At 72.2% G+C, this 15,680-nt stretch carries 13 protein-coding genes; 7 read left to right on the top strand and 6 right to left on the bottom strand.

What is annotated here, in order from left to right:
- Positions 1 to 113 precede the first annotated feature (113 nt).
- Complete coding sequence (locus P3T34_RS31040) at positions 114 to 2,159, top strand: transglycosylase domain-containing protein (protein WP_280669355.1); 2,046 nt, start codon at positions 114 to 116, stop codon at positions 2,157 to 2,159.
- A 99-nt stretch (positions 2,160 to 2,258) separates the two neighbouring features.
- Here the strand turns inward: P3T34_RS31040 and P3T34_RS31035 are convergent, their stop codons facing one another.
- From P3T34_RS31035 to P3T34_RS31025, 3 genes are all read right to left on the bottom strand, one after another.
- Complete coding sequence (locus P3T34_RS31035; protein WP_280669354.1) at positions 2,259 to 3,797, bottom strand: hypothetical protein; 1,539 nt, start codon at positions 3,795 to 3,797, stop codon at positions 2,259 to 2,261.
- Positions 3,798 to 3,994: 197 nt separating this feature from the next.
- Complete coding sequence (locus P3T34_RS31030) at positions 3,995 to 4,417, bottom strand: hypothetical protein (RefSeq protein WP_280669353.1); 423 nt, start codon at positions 4,415 to 4,417, stop codon at positions 3,995 to 3,997.
- A 126-nt stretch (positions 4,418 to 4,543) separates the two neighbouring features.
- Entirely contained in the window at positions 4,544 to 4,951 is a 408-nt protein-coding gene (locus tag P3T34_RS31025) for a DUF3224 domain-containing protein (RefSeq protein ID WP_280669352.1), read from the bottom strand.
- 117 nt (positions 4,952 to 5,068) lie between these two features.
- Here P3T34_RS31025 and P3T34_RS31020 point away from each other — a divergent pair, with 117 nt between their 5' ends.
- On the top strand, positions 5,069 to 5,557 hold the full coding sequence (locus P3T34_RS31020) for a glutathione peroxidase (protein WP_280669351.1): 489 nt from the start codon (positions 5,069 to 5,071) through the stop codon (positions 5,555 to 5,557).
- A gap of 47 nt (positions 5,558 to 5,604) precedes the next feature.
- Here P3T34_RS31020 and P3T34_RS31015 read toward each other — a convergent pair whose 3' ends face one another.
- A complete protein-coding gene (locus tag P3T34_RS31015; RefSeq protein ID WP_280669350.1) occupies positions 5,605 to 6,813 on the bottom strand; it encodes a cytochrome P450 in 1,209 nt (402 codons plus the stop codon).
- Between the two features lie 10 nt (positions 6,814 to 6,823).
- Positions 6,824 to 7,234 (bottom strand): HIT family protein, encoded by a 411-nt coding sequence (locus P3T34_RS31010; protein WP_280669349.1) that lies wholly within the window; start codon positions 7,232 to 7,234, stop codon positions 6,824 to 6,826.
- A 194-nt stretch (positions 7,235 to 7,428) separates the two neighbouring features.
- On the opposite strand from P3T34_RS31010, the gene P3T34_RS31005 reads away from it, so the two are divergent.
- Complete coding sequence (locus P3T34_RS31005; protein WP_280669348.1) at positions 7,429 to 8,949, top strand: HAMP domain-containing sensor histidine kinase; 1,521 nt, start codon at positions 7,429 to 7,431, stop codon at positions 8,947 to 8,949.
- Here the strand turns inward: P3T34_RS31005 and P3T34_RS31000 are convergent.
- A complete protein-coding gene (locus P3T34_RS31000; protein ID WP_280669347.1) occupies positions 8,926 to 9,882 on the bottom strand; it encodes a LysR substrate-binding domain-containing protein in 957 nt (318 codons plus the stop codon). The two genes, P3T34_RS31005 and P3T34_RS31000, sit on opposite strands and share 24 nt — an antisense overlap.
- 82 nt (positions 9,883 to 9,964) lie before the next feature.
- On the opposite strand from P3T34_RS31000, the gene P3T34_RS30995 reads away from it, so the two are divergent.
- The 4 genes from P3T34_RS30995 (at position 9,965) to P3T34_RS30980 (ending at position 15,537) form a co-directional block, all read left to right on the top strand.
- Positions 9,965 to 10,669, top strand: coding sequence for a succinate dehydrogenase cytochrome b subunit (locus tag P3T34_RS30995; protein WP_280669346.1), 705 nt, complete (start codon positions 9,965 to 9,967; stop codon positions 10,667 to 10,669).
- Positions 10,666 to 12,615, top strand: coding sequence for a fumarate reductase/succinate dehydrogenase flavoprotein subunit (locus P3T34_RS30990; RefSeq protein WP_280669345.1), 1,950 nt, complete (start codon positions 10,666 to 10,668; stop codon positions 12,613 to 12,615). The genes P3T34_RS30995 and P3T34_RS30990 overlap by 4 nt, the downstream gene beginning before the upstream one ends.
- Positions 12,612 to 13,340, top strand: a complete 729-nt coding sequence (locus P3T34_RS30985; RefSeq protein WP_280669344.1) for a succinate dehydrogenase/fumarate reductase iron-sulfur subunit — start codon at positions 12,612 to 12,614, stop codon at positions 13,338 to 13,340. The genes P3T34_RS30990 and P3T34_RS30985 overlap by 4 nt, the downstream gene beginning before the upstream one ends.
- An 88-nt stretch (positions 13,341 to 13,428) precedes the next feature.
- Positions 13,429 to 15,537 carry a restriction endonuclease gene (locus tag P3T34_RS30980; protein ID WP_280669343.1) on the top strand — a complete coding sequence of 703 codons (2,109 nt, stop codon included), beginning with the start codon at positions 13,429 to 13,431 and terminating at the stop codon, positions 15,535 to 15,537.
- Positions 15,538 to 15,680 lie beyond the last annotated feature (143 nt).

Below are 15,680 nucleotides of genomic sequence, written 5' to 3'. Positions count from 1 at the left end.
GCGTCGGCGCGCAAGCGATGATCCTTCGTGGACGGAATTTGTCGCAGGCTTGTGACACAGGAAGCGCGGCGATTGGTCCGATTTACTCATCTTGCGTGCTTAAGGTCTAAGGCATGCCTTCGTCGAAATCTGGATCCTTCGTACACAAGACCAGGCTGACCGCCACCTTCCTCAGCGTCAGCGCGGTGGCCGGCGTCCTCACAGCGGGCCTGGCTCTGCCGGCCCTGGGGGGCGTCGGACTGGGCGCGAAGGCTGCCGTCGAGGACTTCAACAGCCTGCCCGACGACTTCACCACCCCGCCGCTCTCGCAGGCCTCGACCATCTACGACGCCGACGGCGGCGTGATCGCCACGGTCTACGACCGGGACCGCACGGTCGTGCCCAGCGACCAGATCGCCCCGATCATGAAGTCGGCGCTGGTGGACATCGAGGACAACCGCTTCTACCAGCACGGCGCGATCGACCCCAAGGGCATACTCCGGGCGATCAACAACAACGCCACCGGCAGCGGGACCCAGGGCGCCTCGACGCTGACCCAGCAGTACGTGAAGAACGTCTTCGTCGACGAGGCCGGCAACGACCAGGCGGCGGTGCTCGCGGCCCAGGCCCAGACCGTCGGCCGCAAGATCAAGGAAATGAAGTACGCGATCCAGGTCGAGCAGACGCTCACCAAGGACCAGATCATCACCAACTACCTGAACATCACGTTCATGGGTGAGCAGGCGTACGGGGTCGAGGCGGCCTCCGAGCGGTACTTCAGCGTCCACGCCAAGGACCTCTCGCTGCCGCAGGCCGCGCTGCTGGCCGGCATCGTGCAGTCGCCCAGCGGCTACGACCCGATCGCCAACCCCAAGGCGGCCAAGGAGCGGCGCGACACCGTGCTGAAGAAGATGGCCCAGTACGGGACCATCACCCAGGCCCAGGCCGACCAGGCGATCGCCTCCCCCATCACGCTGAACGTCACGCGCCCGCAGCAGGGCTGCATCACCGCGCAGCAGGGTGAGGGCTTCTTCTGCGACTACGTGAAGAACGTGGTGGTCAACGACCCGGCGTTCGGTGACAGCGCCGCCGCACGCCAGGCGCTGTGGAGCAAGGGCGGCTTGCAGATCCACACCACGCTCGACCCCAAGGCGCAGGCGGCGCTGCAGTCCTCGGTCACCAGCCACGTCTATGCGACGGACAAGGCGGCCACCGCGATGACCGTGGTGCAGCCGGGGACCGGCAAGATCCTGGCGATGGGCCAGAGCCGCCCGTACGGCGTCGGCGCCAACCAGACCACGATCAACCTGAACGTCGGCAAGTCGATGGGCGGCGGACAGGGCTTCCCGACCGGCTCGACCTTCAAGCCGATCGTGGCGGCGGCGGCGCTGGAGAACGGCATCAACCCGTCGCAGTCCTACCCCTCGCCGTACAGCATGCCGTGGCCGGACATGAAGAGCTGCACCGGTACCAGGGTGAGCGCCTCCGGCACCGTGCACAACGACTCGACGTCGCTGGTCGGGCCGTTCACCATGGCACCGGCGATGGCGCAGTCGGTGAACACCTACTTCGTCTCGCTGGAGGCGGACGCGGGGCTGTGCAACGTGGTGCAGATGACCAACAAGCTCGGCATCACCCAGCAGGCGGGCGGCCAGGCGATCCAGCAGGTGCAGTCGATGACGCTGGGCTCCAACAACCTGACACCGCTGGAGATGGCCAACGTCTACGCCACCTTCGCCGCGCACGGCAGCTACTGCGCGCCGACCGCGATCGACTCCGTGACCACGGCGGACGGCAAGCCGATCGCCGTTCCGCAGGCCAACTGCACGCAGGCGATGTCGCAGAACACCGCCGACGCCATCACCACCATGCTGAAGGGCGTGGTGCAGGACGGTACCGGCAGCCCCGCCGGTCTGACCGACCGCGACAGCGCCGGTAAGACCGGTACCACCAACAACGGCAACCAGGTGTGGTTCATCGGCTACACCCCCGAGGCCGCCGGCGCCACCGTGGTCGGCAACACCGAGGGGACCAGCTCGCTGAACGGCCAGCGGATCGGCGGACACTACGTCGACCAGGCCTTCGGTGGCACGCTGGCCGGCCCGATCTGGCGCGACACGATCAGCGGGATGCTCCAGGGCACGCCGCCGAGCCAGCTGGCCTCGGTGCCGCTGCAGTAGTCCTGGACTGCGGGAAACGGCAGGGGCCCGGCCCCGAGGATGATCTCCTCGGGGCCGGGCCCCTGGTGTGTGCGTCGGCGACTACCGCGACTACTGGGACTACGCGCGGGCCTCGGCGACGGCCGTGCCGAGGGCCTCCTTGATGCGGGGGCCGAGGCGGGCGAAGCCGAGCTCCTTCATCGCGGCGCGGAGCAGCTCGTCGTCGCTGCGCTCAACGTCGTCGCCGTCGATCCAGCGCACGACGGCGACCAGCTCGGCCGGCGTGTAGGCGGTCACCGGACGCCCGGGGGTGAAGTCGGGCTTCCGCGGCCGCCGCGCACGCTTGGCGGGAGCGAGCTCGGGGGCGGGCTCCGCCTCGACCACGGCCTCGACCACGGGGGCGGGGGCGGGGGCAGGCTCGGGCTCGGGCTCGGGCTCGGGGGTAACCTCCGCCACGGGCTCGACGATCGGCTCGGCCTCGACCACCGGCTCGACCTCAACCTCTGCGGCGACCTCGGGCTCAACCTCGACCACCGGCTCGACCTCAACCTCTGCGGCGACCTCGATCTCGACCTCGACCACGGGCTCCACCTCAGCCTCGACCTCGGCGAGCGGCTCGGGGTGCTCCGTCGGTGCTTCGTCGAGGGCCTCGCGCGGGCCGGCCGCCAGCACCTGGCGAGCGGCGTCCGCTGCCGCCTCCGCCTCGGCGTCGACCTCGTCGTCCACCTCGGCAACAGGCTCGACAACAGCCGCAGCCACAGCCCCCGCCTCGGCGTCGCCCGCATACCGGCGGTAGGCCGCCTCCGTCGCGGCGCGGTCGGCACCGGCGGCGGTGAGCTCGGCGAGCAGCTCGTCCAGTCCGGCTGCCTCCAAGGCCGTGCGCAGGGTGCGGAGTTCGGGCAGCCGGTAGAGCGTGCCCTCGTCCGCGGCCAGGCGGTCGACCAGGTCGGCGAGCTCCGCGAACGGGAGCGCCGGGAGGTCGCGGTCCGGCAGCAGGCGGCCGAGCTCGCGCAGCGCGGCGGTCAGCGCGTCGACCGCCTGCGCGGTGGCCTCCAGCTGTCCACCGTCCATCGGCCGGACACCGGAGCCGTCGCCCAGCGCGGCCCAGTCGGTGCGCTCGGCCGCGGCGGCGACCAGCGCCGCGTGCAGCGCCTCGCGCCGGGGCCGGTCCACGACCGCCAGCGCGCGGGCCTGCGCCCGGAGCTTGCGGCGTCGGCCCCAGGAGAGCTTCAGCCCCCGCTCCTTGCGCCAGGTGCCGCTGGCGGTCGCCGCCGCCAGGGCGTCGAGGTCCGCGTCGTACGCGCTGACGCCGAGCGTCGCGGCGGTGTCCTGGAGCCTGCGGCCCAGGGCCACCAGGGCGTTGACCTCGGCGATGGTGGCCGGCTCGCGCAGCACGGAGTCGGCGGCGAGCGCGGTGGCGGCCTCCAGAAGCCCGCTCAGGCCGCCGCCGCGCACCTCGGCGAGGACGGTCGAAGCGGCTCGCGCCTCCTCCGGACCTGCGACGGTGTCCAGCGCGGCGTACCAGGCGTGGGTGTCAGCGGCGAGGGTGAAACCGCCCAACTCGGCGAACCTGAGCAGGTTCTCCCGGGCGTCGTCAGGTCCGTGGTCTGTAGTGGGACCGCCCGAGCGGTCCTGGGGCGGTACTGCAGCGTTCTGCACATGAAGCACTGTCATCGGGACGTCCGGTTCGTGACGGGGAAGGGCGGGGGAGGTCGGGGGGTGGACTCTGGTAGGTCAGAATACGGGTGAGCGTTCGACCCTTGCACGCAGCGACCACCCCGCGTGCAACTGTGCCGCCCTCGGCCGTTCCGCAGGCATCGTGACACGCGCCGCTGCTCCGACGGAGGTCAGCGAGGTCAGCGAGCCTCCGGCCGCGCGCCGGTCAGGCACTGGAGCAGATAGAGCAGGCCGAACCGGGCCCGCTCGCCGTCATGGAAGGGCGCCAGGTCGTCCGGCGTCGGCCTGGCGTCGGCTCGCCGCAGCACCGACTCGACGACAGCCTCCGCCGCCTCGGCGCCGTCCAGGAGCTGCAGTAGCGGTGCGTCCGCGACCGGGAGGACGCCGCCCAGTTCGGCCATCGGCACGGACCGCGCGGCCATCTCGGTGCCGACGGCGGTGGCGGTGTGCGAAGCCATCAGCAGGGCGCCCCGGGGACCGGTCCTGCCGAGCCAGTCGGTGAGCTGGCGGACCGCCGCGCTCCCCCGGTCGGCGGCGATCAACTCGCACAGGTGCGCGGCGAACTCCTCGACTTCCCGAACCTCTCCCTGCCCTTGCCCCATCAGCCACTCCCGCCCTCTGCTCCCCAGCCCCCGCGGATCCAGTCTGCCGGGGGCGGGCATCGCTCGGCTACAGGGGGACTCGTGACGTGCCGTCAGAACTGCTGCTGGGCAAGGAAGAAGAGGGGTTCAGGCGATCTCGTAGTCGAACCAGATCCGGTGCGTGCCGTCCTCGTCGATCGCCATCCCGCCAGTACCGGAGATCCCGGCCAACTCCCCGGTGCCGCTGGCGGGCACCACGACGAAGAACTCGGCGGACCGGTCGCTGCCCGAAGTCGTCGCCGAGTGGGCGAAGTTGAAGGCACCCGCCCGGCCGTTCAGCGAGCCCTCGAAGGACTCCATCGCCACGTACGTCCCGACGCCGGCCGCCTGGTCGAACGCGGCGGTGAAGAGCGTCGCGGACCGGCCGGCCACCTCGCCCTCGTACTCCTTCTCCATCGTCGCCACACCGACCGGGACGGCGGTCGGCACCGCGGGATCCGGGGTCAGTTCGGTCGGAACGAAGGCCTTGACGGTGAAGGTGCCTGAAGCTCTCATGCGCGAGATCGTAGCGGCGCGCCCGCTCCGGGGTGCCGAACGTCGAACCGGCCGACTTCCCGGGTTGGTTACGGTGGGGGGTGCAAGAGGTGCACCACACGACCGAATGGAAACACCGTGAGCCTGTACGACATCCCGCTGCACACCCTGACCGGTGAGGACGCCTCGCTCGGCGACTACCGGGGGCGCGCGCTGCTGCTGGTGAATGTGGCCTCGAAGTGCGGTCTGACGCCGCAGTACGCGGGGTTGGAGCGGCTGCAGGCGAAGTACGCCGAGCGCGGGTTCAGTGTGCTGGGCTTCCCGTGCAACCAGTTCGGCGGCCAGGAGCCCGGCAGCGCCGAGGAGATCCAGACCTTCTGCTCCACGACCTACGGCGTGAGCTTCCCGCTGTTCGAGAAGCTGGAGGTGAACGGCGAGGGCCGTCACCCGCTGTACACCGAGCTGACCCAGGTCGCCGACGAGGCGGGCGAGGCCGGCGACGTGCTGTGGAACTTCGAGAAGTTCCTGGTCTCCGCCGACGGCACGGTGGTCGCGCGGATCCGTCCGCGCACCGAGCCGGAGGACGCGTCGGTCGTCGCCGCGATCGAGGCCGTACTGCCGGCCTGAGGCTGAGTGGTGAGCGGGCGCCCGGTGAGCGGGCGCCCGCCGTCGGGTCAGTAGCGGACCGGGAGCGCCAGCAGCCCGCGCGAGCGCAGCGAGGGCCGGTGGCGCAGCTCCTCGCGCGGGACGGCCAGGGCGAGGGCCGGAAAGCGGCGCAGCAGGGTGGCGATGGCGATCTCGCTCTCCAGCCGGGCCAGCGGCGCGCCGAGGCAGTAGTGGATCCCCTGGCCGAGGGCGAGGTGGCCGCCCGCCTCGCGGGCCAGGTCGAGGCGGTCGGGGTCGGCGAACTGCTCGGCGTCGCGGTTGGCGGAGGCGATCGAGAGCAGGACGGTCTCGCCGGCCGGGACGGTGACCCCGCCGATCGCCAGGTCCGTCAGCGTGAAGCGGCGGATGGCGAGCGGCGCGGGGCCGTCGTAGCGCAGCAGCTCCTCGACGGCGTTGCCGATCAGGCCGGGCTCGGCGAGCAGCGCGGCCCGCTGGTCGGGGTGTTCGAGCAGCGCCAGGGTGGCATTGCCGATCAGGTGGACGATGTTCTCGTAGCCGGCGAAGAGGATCAGGAAGGCGAGCGAGGTGAGTTCGTCCTCGCTGAGCCGGTCGCCGTCCTGCTCGTCGCGGACGGCGATCAGGGCGCTGAGCACGTCCTCGCCGGGTTCGGTGCGCTTGCGGGCGATCAGGCCGGCGAAGAACTCGATCATCGCGCCGACCGCCGCCCTGGCGGCCTCGGGCCGGGTGGGGTCGGGGGTGATCAGGGCGTCGGTCCAGGTCCGGAAGTCGCGGCGGTCCTGCGGCGGGACGCCGAGCACGTCGCAGATGACGGCGATCGGCAGCGGCGCGGCGTAGGCGGTGATCAGGTCGGCGGTGCCGAGCGGGGCGACGGCGTCGAGGAGCTCGTCGGCGATCCGCTGGATCGGCTCGCGCAGCTGCTCGATCCGGCGGGGCGTGAACGCCTGCGACACCAGGCGGCGGATCCGGGTGTGGTCCGGCGGGTCCATGTTCAGCAGGTTGGCGTCCAGCGCGGGCGGCAGCGCCAGGCCCCGGTAGTTGCCGGGCCGCGCGTGGCGCTTGTCGAGCGAGAGCCGGGGGTCGGCGAGCGCCTGCCGGACGTCGGCGTAGCGGGTGACCAGCCAGATCGGCAGGCCGTCGGGGCCGGTGATCCGGTGCACCGGTCCGGCCTGGCGGAGCTGCGCGTAGCCGCCGTACGGGTCCTCCATCAGGGTGAGCGGGGACAGCGCTGACGTCTGCTCAGGCGGGGTGGTCTGCATGGCCGCCAGCCTAACCAAGCGCTGCGCGCAGGCGGTCGGCCACCTCGGCGGCGTGGGCGTCGTCGGAATAGCGGGTGCGCGGCCAGAAGAAGCCGCGCAGGCCGTCCTTCGGATTGCGCGGGACGACATGCACGTGCAGGTGCGGGACCGACTGGCTGATCCGGTTGTTGGCGGCGACGAAGCTGCCGGCCGCCGCCATGCCGCGCTCGACGGCGGCGGTGACGCGCTGCACCCGGGCGAAGAAGGGCCCGACGACGGCGGGCGGCAGGTCGGTGAGGGTCGCGTAGTGCTCCCGGGGCACCACCAGAACGTGGCCGGGGAAGAGCGGACGACGGTCCAGGAAGGCGACGGCCACCTCGTCGTCGAGGACCAGGTGGGCCGGCGTGCTGCCGGCGACCACGGCGCAGAAGTCGCAGTTCACCCGGCTCATTGAAGCAGCAGGGCGGCCCAGACCGCGCTGACCGTGGATTATCTCGCCCTGTTCAGCTGACTCTCAGGGATTTCTCATCGCCGACATGGAGCTTTGCCACAGGCGACGGGGGTCTTCCGCAGAGCGAGAGGTGCTCGCGCACGGCAGGTACCGCTTGCCCGGGGAATTGAGAGCAAGGGGCGGGCATGGCCGATCAGGTGCGGGACGAACAGGGTGCGGCAGCGGGCTGGTACCGCCGGATGTCGCTGCGCGGACGGCTGGCGCTGCTGACGGCCGTCGCCGTCTCGCTGGCCGTGGTGCTCTGCGCGACCGCCAGTTGGTTCTTCGCCCGCGACCAGATGCTGACTCAGGTCGACCAGACGCTCCAGCAGTCGGTCGGTCCCACCAGCAACAACACGCTGCGCCACCTGGCCGGCCTGTGCACCGAGAACCCGACGTACGACACCGGTCCTGCCGTGCCCACCGTCGTCTTCGGCAGCGGCCGGGCCTGCCCGCCGAACGACCCCAAGGCGGTGGTCATCACCCCCGGCGACGTCCGGATCGCGGGCGGCCGGACCTCGGGCCCCGACGCGCAGAGCGCCTTCCGCTCGGGGCGGACCAAGACCGGCCAGTCCGTCCAGGTGTACGTGGTGAGCATGCCCGTGCGCCTCACGGACGGCACGACGCTGCCGATGGCGCTGCTGGTCTCGCAGCCCTTCGCCCCGGTGCAGGACGCCCTGGACCACCTCGCCCTGCTGCTCACCGGGTTGGCCGTCCTGGTCACCGGCGGGTCCGCGCTGGGCGCGCTGTGGGTCGCGCACACCGCGCTGCGCCCGGTGGGCCGGCTCACCGAGGCGGTGGAGGAGATCGCCAGGACCCAGGAGCCCGGCACCACGATCGCCGTCTCCGGCACGGACGAGATCGCCCGGCTCGGCGAGTCGTTCAACGCGATGAGCACCGCGCTCGCCAGCTCGCGGGACCGGCAGTCGCAGCTGATCGCCGACGCCGGGCACGAGCTGCGCACCCCGCTGACCTCGCTGCGGACCAATGTGGACCTGCTGGTGCGCAGCGAGGAGACCGGCCGGGCGCTGCCGGCCGAGACCCGCAGCCGGATGCTGCGCACCATGAAGGCGCAGATGGTGGAGCTGTCCACGCTCATCGGCGACCTGCTGGAACTCTCCCGCCCCGCGCGCGCCAGAGGCTCCAGACCGCCGCAGATCGTCCCGCTGCACGACCTGGTCGCCCGCGCGCTGGACCGGGCCCGGCTGCGCGGGCCCGAGCTGGTGTTCCGCAGTGAACTCGAGCCCTGGTACGCCCGGGTGGACGTGCACGCGATGGAGCGGGCGGTGATCAACCTGCTGGACAACGCGGTGAAGTTCAGCCCGCCGGGCGGTGCGGTGGAGGTGCGGCTGCGGTCCGGGACGCTGACGGTGCGCGACCAGGGGCCGGGGATACCCGCCGAGGATCTGCCGCACGTCTTCGAGCGGTTCTGGCGCTCGCCGGCGGCCCGGCAGCTGCCGGGGTCGGGGCTCGGGCTGGCAATGGTGGCGCAGACCGTGCGCGACGCGGGCGGCGAGGTGTCGCTGGCGGACGGCGGGACGGGCGGTGGGACGGGCGGTGCGCTGGACGGCGGGACGGGCGGTGCGCTGGCGACGCTGCGGCTGCCGGGCGCTCCGACGCCCCCGCCGCCGCTTGAGCCACCCTCACTTGCTGGGCGGCAGGAGTAGCCGGGTCCCCGGGGGGAGGGCGCCGGTCCGGGCGGCGTCGGTCAGGTGGCTCAGCAGGACGGTGTGCAGAGCTGCCGCCGCACGGGTCGGCGGCAGCTCGCGGCCGTGCGCGAGGGCGATGGTGCGGCCGAGGCCGGGGTCGGCGAACGGGGTGACGGTGAGGCCGGAGCGGGCCGCCACCATGCCGGGCAGGACGGCCGGGCCCAGGCCGGCCCGGACGAAGCCGAGGACGGCGTCCATCTCGCCGCCCTGCACCGCGAACTCCGGCTCGAACCCGGCCGCCCGGCAGGCCGCCAGGGTGGCCTCGCGCAGGTCGTAGCCCTCGCGGAACATCACCAGCGGCCGGCCGCGCAGGTCCTCGATCCGGGCAGGCGGGCGTCCGCGCGCAGGGGTTTCAAGCTCAGCGGCTTCGGGCCCGGCGGAGACCAGCACCAGATCCTCGTGCAGCAGTTCGGTGACCGCGAGCCCCGGCTCCTCCCCCGCCTGCGAGGTGATCACCAGCGCGAGGTCCAGCTCGCCGGCCGCCAGGATGCGCACCAGGTCGCGCGAGCCGTCCTCGCGCACCAGCAGCTCGACGCCGGGGTAGCGGGCGCGGTAGGCGCGCAGCACGTCCGGGACGAGGCTGGTACACAGGCTCGGCGGCGCTCCGAGCCGGACCCGGCCACGCCGCAGCTGGACGGTCTCCTGCACCGCCGACCGCGCGCTCTCGGCGTCCGCCAGGATCCGCCGGGCCAGCGGCAGCAGGGCCTGCCCGGCGTCGGTCAGCGCGATGTTGCCGCGCTCGCGGTGGAACAGCTCGGCGCCCAACTCCCGTTCCAGCGCCCGGATCTGCTGGGAGAGCGAGGGTTGGGCGACATGCTCGCGGTCGGCCGCCCGGGTGAAGTGGCGGGTCTCGGCCACGGCCGCGAAGTAGCGGAGCTGCTGGAGCTGCACCCTTCCAGCATAGGCCAAGCCTATCGTCACGAGCTCCACCATGTCTTGGACGCACAGTGACCGGCTGCCTAGCGTGGTCGGCATGGCACTCGCGACTGGAACGGGCCGACGCCCGTCCACCCTGACGACCCTGTGGCGGTCGACCGTCGGCAAGAAGGCGGCGATGGCGGTCAGCGGCGTGGTCATGCTGCTGTACCTGGTCTTCCATATGCTCGGCAATCTGAAGATCTTCTTCGGCCCGGGCGAGCTGAACGGCTACGCGGCCTGGCTGCGCACGATCGGCGAGCCGTTCCTGCGCTACGGCTGGTTCCTCTGGATCGCCCGGCTCGCGCTGACGGCCTCGGTGGTGGTGCACGCGGTCGCCGCGTACCAGCTCAGCCGGCGCGACCGGCTGGCCCGGCCGCAGCAGTACGCGCACCGGCGCCGGCAGACGAGCTACGCGACCCGGACGATGCGCTGGGGCGGGGTGATCCTGGCGCTCTTCATCGTCTGGCACATCCTCGACCTGACCACGCTGACGGTGAATCCGCACGGCGTGCCCGGGCATCCGTACCAGAACATCGTGGCCTCCTTCTCCACCTGGTACGGCGGCGGAATCTACTGCGTGGCGATGCTGGCGCTCGGGCTGCACGTGCGGCACGGGTTCTGGAGCGCGGCGCAGACCCTGGGCCTCAACAACCCGCGCCGGGACCGGGTGTTGAAGGCCTGCGCGAACGGTCTCGCGCTGGTGCTGACCACCGGGTTCCTGTCCGTCCCGGTGGCTGTGATGATCGGAGTCGTTCGGTGAGCACTTTTCTCGACTACAGCGTGGGCGAGCCCGTCGCCGACACCAGGGCGCCGGGCGGGCCGATCGAAGGGCGGTGGGACCAGCGGCGGTTCGAGGCCAAGCTGGTCAACCCGGCCAACCGGCGCCGGCACACCGTGATCGTGGTCGGCACCGGGCTCGCGGGCGGCGCGGCGGGCGCCACGCTCGCCGAACAGGGCTACCACGTCGTGCAGTTCTGCTTCCAGGACTCGCCGAGGCGCGCTCACTCGATCGCCGCCCAGGGCGGTATCAACGCCGCCAAGAACTACCGCAACGACGGCGACTCGATCCGCCGACTCTTCTACGACACCGTCAAGGGCGGAGACTTCCGCTCCCGGGAGTCCAATGTGCACCGGCTGGCCCAGGTCTCGGTGGAGATCATCGACCAGTGCGTCGCGCAGGGCGTGCCGTTCGCCCGCGAGTACGGCGGGCTGCTGGACACCCGTTCGTTCGGCGGCGTCCAGGTCTCCCGCACCTTCTACGCGCGCGGCCAGACCGGGCAGCAACTGCTGCTCGGCGCGTACCAGGCGCTGTCACGCCAGATCGCCGCCGGGGGTGTGGAGATGCACGCCCGCACCGAGATGCTCGACCTGATCGTGATCGACGGACGGGCGCGCGGCATCGTCGCCCGCGACCTGGTCACCGGACGGATCTCCACCCATCTCGCGGACGCCGTGGTGCTGGCGACCGGCGGCTACGGCAACGTCTTCCACCTCTCCACCAACGCCAAGAACTCCAACGCGACGGCCGTCTGGCGCGCCCACCGACGCGGCGCGTACTTCGCCAACCCGTGCTTCACGCAGATCCATCCGACCTGCATCCCGCGCTCCGGCGACCACCAGTCGAAGCTGACCCTGATGAGCGAGTCGCTGCGCAACGACGGCCGGATCTGGGTGCCCAAGGCGCTCGGCGACCGGCGCCCGCCGAACGAGATCCCGGAGGCGGAGCGGGACTACTACCTGGAGCGGATCTACCCCGCCTTCGGCAACCTGGTGCCGCGCGACATCGCCTCGCGCGCGGCCAAGACCGTCTGCGACGAGGGCCGCGGGGTCGGCCCCGGCGGGCAGGGGGTCTACCTCGACTTCGCCGACGCCATCGCCCGGTTGGGGCGCGACGCGGTGGCGGAGAAGTACGGCAACCTCTTCGAGATGTACCAGCGGATCACCGCCGAGGACCCGTACCGGATGCCGATGCGGATCTACCCCGCGATCCACTACACGATGGGCGGCCTCTGGGTCGACTACGACCTGCAGACCACCCTGCCCGGCCTGTTCGCGATCGGCGAGGCCAACTTCTCGGACCACGGCGCCAATCGGCTCGGCGCGAGTGCGCTGATGCAGGGCCTGGCGGACGGCTACTTCGTGCTGCCGGCCACCCTCAACGACTACCTGGCCCGGCTTCCGGCCACTCCTGCCGCTTCTCCCGATCATCCGCACATCGCGGCTGTGGAACGTGAAGTGACGGAGCGTCTGGAGCGCCTGCTGGCGGTGGACGGCGACCGGACGCCCGAATCCTTCCACCGCGAACTGGGCGAACTGCTCTGGGACGAGTGCGGCATGGCCCGCTCGGAGGCCGGGCTGCGCAAGGCGCTGGACCGGATCCCGGAGCTGCGCGCGGAGTTCTGGCGGCGGATCAAGGTGCCGGGCACCGGCGAGGAGCTCAACCAGTCGCTGGAGAAGGCCAATCGGCTGGTCGACTACCTGGAGCTCGCCGAGCTGATGTGCCTGGACGCGCTGCACCGGACCGAGTCCTGCGGCGGCCACTTCCGCCTGGAGAGCCAGACCGCCGACGGCGAAGCAGCCCGCCGCGACGAGGAGTTCGGCTATGTCGCCGCCTGGGAGTTCGGCGGCCCCGGCAGGCCGCCGGTGCTGCACCGCGAAGAGCTCGTCTTCGACTACGTCCACCCCACCCAGCGGAGCTACGCATGAACCTCACCCTGCGGATCTGGCGCCAGGCCGGACCGGACGCGCCCGGCGCGCTGACCCGCTACCAGGTCAGCGGGATCAGCCCGGAGATGTCCTTCCTGGAGATGCTGGACACCCTCAACGAGGAGCTGATCCTCGGCGGCGACCAGCCGATCGCCTTCGACCACGACTGCCGCGAGGGCATCTGCGGCGCCTGCGGCATGGTGATCAACGGCCAGGCGCACGGCCCCGAGCGCACCACCACCTGCCAGCTGCACATGCGGCACTTCCAGGACGGCGACACCATCGACGTCGAGCCGTGGCGCGCGGCCGCCTTCCCGGTGGTGAAGGACCTGGTGGTGGACCGCTCGGCGTTCGACCGGATCATCGGCTCCGGCGGCTACATCACCGCGCCCACCGGCAGCGCCCCCGACGCGCACGCCACGCCCGTACCGAAGGAGGCGGCCGAACTCGCCTTCGAGCACGCCGAGTGCATCGGCTGCGGCGCCTGCGTGGCGGCCTGCCCGAACGGCTCGGCGATGCTCTTCACGGCGGCCAAGGTGGTGCACCTCAACGTCCTGCCGCAGGGCGCACCCGAGCGCGGCAGCCGGGTCCGCTCGATGGTGGCGCAGATGGACGCCGAGGGCTTCGGCGGCTGCACCAACACCGGCGAGTGCGCCACCGCCTGCCCCAAGGGCATCCCGCTGTCCGGCATCTCTCTGCTCAACCGGGAGTTCCTGCGGAGCTGAACCCACGGCAGCACCCCCACCCCGGCGGCGGCACTAGGGTGATCCGCGCAGAGCAATGCGGTGTGGTGTGGTGGGCGAAGGGGTGGGCGTGGCAGGGCGGCGGAGCAGCGGGGTGCTGGCGGTCTGGGCGGAGGCGCAGCGGCAGGAGCAGCGGCGACTGGAGGCTGGGCGGCGGGCCCAGGCGGCCGCGCAGCGGCAGGCCGAGCTGGCGGCTCGGACGGCGCAGCGGGCTTCGGAGCGGGCGGCGGTGCGCGGTGAGCGCGAGGCGCTGAAGGCCTACCAGCAGGACCGGGAGGCCGAGGCCGCTCGCCAGACCGCCGAACTCGTCGGCCGGGTCGAGGAGTTGCAGACCGTACTGCGCTCCGGCCTCAAGCAGCCCGGCTTCAGCGTGGACACGCTGCTCGCGCCGGTCCAGCTGCCCGGCTTCGACCCGGGCCCGCTCGGGACCCCGATTCCGCTGCCCGACCCTGCCCGCTACCAGTCGCCGCCGCCCCGCGGGCTGCTGATGCAGCGGCGCCGGTACGAGGAGGAGCAGGCTCAGGCGCGGGCGCAGTTCGAGTACGAGTGGCAGCAGGCCCAGGCCGCCGAGGCGGACCGCCGGCTGCGGCTGGCCGAGTACCAGCGGAGCTTCCTGGCCTGGGAGGCGGAGCAGCGCCGGCAGGACGCGGAGCGGATCGCCCAGATCGAGGCCCAGCTGCTGCGGCTGCGGGCGGGCGATCCCGACGCCGTCCAGGAGTACTTCACCGCCGCGCTCTACGGCTCGACCGGCTGGCCGGCCGGATTCCCGCGCCGGCTGACGGCCGACTGGGAGCCCAGCACCCGTCAGCTGTCGGTCAGTTGGGAGCTGCCGCCGTTCGAGGTGGTGCCGGCCTGCGCGCGGGTGCGCTATGTGAAGACCGACGACCGCGAGAACGAGATCGCCCGCCCGCTCGGCGAGCGCCGGCGGCTCTACCGCGAGGTGCTGGCGCAGAGCGCGCTGCGGGTGCTGCACGAGCTGTTCCGGGCCGACCGGCACGAGCAGCTCGCCTCGGTCGCGCTGGACGGGTTGGTGGACGGCGTCGACCCGGCCACCGGGCAGCAGGTCGAGCGGGTGCTGCTGGCGCTGAACGTCGGGCGGGTCGACTTCTCGCGTGTGGCGCTGGGCCGGGTGGTGCCGGTGGACTGCGTGGCGGGCCTGGGCGGCCGCCTGTCGGTACGGCCCGACCTGCTGGAGGAGGTCCGGGCGGCGGACCGGCTGCCGGCTCGCCTCGAGGAGGTTGTTCAGCCGGCCGAGGATCCGGACGGTCCGGACCTCTTCGCGATGGATCCGATCGCCTTCGAGGAGCTGATCGCCGAGCTCTTCAAACGCCGGGGATTCCGGGTGATGACCACCGCTCGCAGCGGGGACGAGGGCGTCGACGTCCTGGCCGAGGACCTCGACCCGCTGACCGGCGGAAAGATCGTCATCCAGGCCAAGCGCTACCGGCACACCGTCCCGCCCACCGCCGTCCGGGACTTGGACAGCACCGTCCGCCACCACGGCGCGCGCCAGGGGATCCTGGTCACCACGGCCGGCTTCGGGCGGGGCTCGTACAGCTACATCCAGGGCAAGCCGCTCTCCCTGGTGACCGGTCCTGAGCTGGTGAAGGTGCTGGCCGAGCACGGACTGCGCGGGCGACTCGGCGGACCGCCACCCGCGACGGCCGCCCTCGAGGTCGAGATCGGCTGGCAGGAGCACAGCCCGGACGGCGCCCCGGTGGAACTGGACGTCTGCGCCTTCCTCTGCGCGGGGGGCCGACTGGTCGACGACGACCACTTCGTCTTCTTCAACAACCTCGCCGACCCCGCCGGCGCCGTCTCACTGACGGCGGCCAGCACGACGGCACCCGGCGGCACGCGGTCCGTCCGCCTGTCGCTCGCCCTCGACCGGCTGGCCCCCGCCGTGGACGAGATAGCGCTGGCCGTCGCCACCGACGACCAGTCACCGCCCCCGCTGCCGCTGGGCTCCGTCAGTGGCCTGACCCTGCGGGCCCGGCGCGGTCCGCAGGACGCCGCGCCGGTCCGCTGGGAGGGCGCCACCGCCGGCGTCCCGCAGAGCGCGATGGTCATCGGCTCGTTCCGCCGCAGCCCGACCGGCTGGCACTTCGCCCCCTCCGGCGACACCGTCCCCGGCGGCCTCCTCGGCCTGGCCCGCCGCTGGGACGTCACGGTGGGCTGAGCGGAAATGGATTGGACGGGATGATGCTCGGGCTTGTAGCTTGCAGTCGACCGCGACAACGCCCGAGGAGGTGAGACCCCATGAACGCTGTATCGATGTGGGTGCTCCCCCTTGCCGTCACGGTCGGGCGATTGACGTAGGTG

This window comes from Kitasatospora sp. MAP12-44 (genome assembly GCF_029892095.1).
In the GTDB taxonomy this organism is placed as follows: domain Bacteria; phylum Actinomycetota; class Actinomycetes; order Streptomycetales; family Streptomycetaceae; genus Kitasatospora.
The sequence above is the reverse complement of the archived record's forward strand: the minus strand, read 5'-3'. Positions and strand labels throughout refer to the sequence as shown.

Excerpts from the sequence above, each read along its gene's own strand:
- P3T34_RS31005 (WP_280669348.1), top strand. The coding sequence starts at position 7,429 with ATGGCCGATCAGGTGCGGGACGAACAGGGTGCGGCAGCGGGCTGGTAC.
- P3T34_RS31040 (WP_280669355.1), top strand. The coding sequence starts at position 114 with ATGCCTTCGTCGAAATCTGGATCCTTCGTACACAAGACCAGGCTGACC.
- P3T34_RS30985 (WP_280669344.1), top strand. The coding sequence starts at position 12,612 with ATGAACCTCACCCTGCGGATCTGGCGCCAGGCCGGACCGGACGCGCCC.
- P3T34_RS31025 (WP_280669352.1), bottom strand. The coding sequence starts at position 4,951 with ATGAGAGCTTCAGGCACCTTCACCGTCAAGGCCTTCGTTCCGACCGAA.
- P3T34_RS31030 (WP_280669353.1), bottom strand. The coding sequence starts at position 4,417 with ATGGGGCAAGGGCAGGGAGAGGTTCGGGAAGTCGAGGAGTTCGCCGCG.
- P3T34_RS30995 (WP_280669346.1), top strand. The coding sequence starts at position 9,965 with ATGGCACTCGCGACTGGAACGGGCCGACGCCCGTCCACCCTGACGACC.
- P3T34_RS31015 (WP_280669350.1), bottom strand. The coding sequence starts at position 6,813 with ATGCAGACCACCCCGCCTGAGCAGACGTCAGCGCTGTCCCCGCTCACC.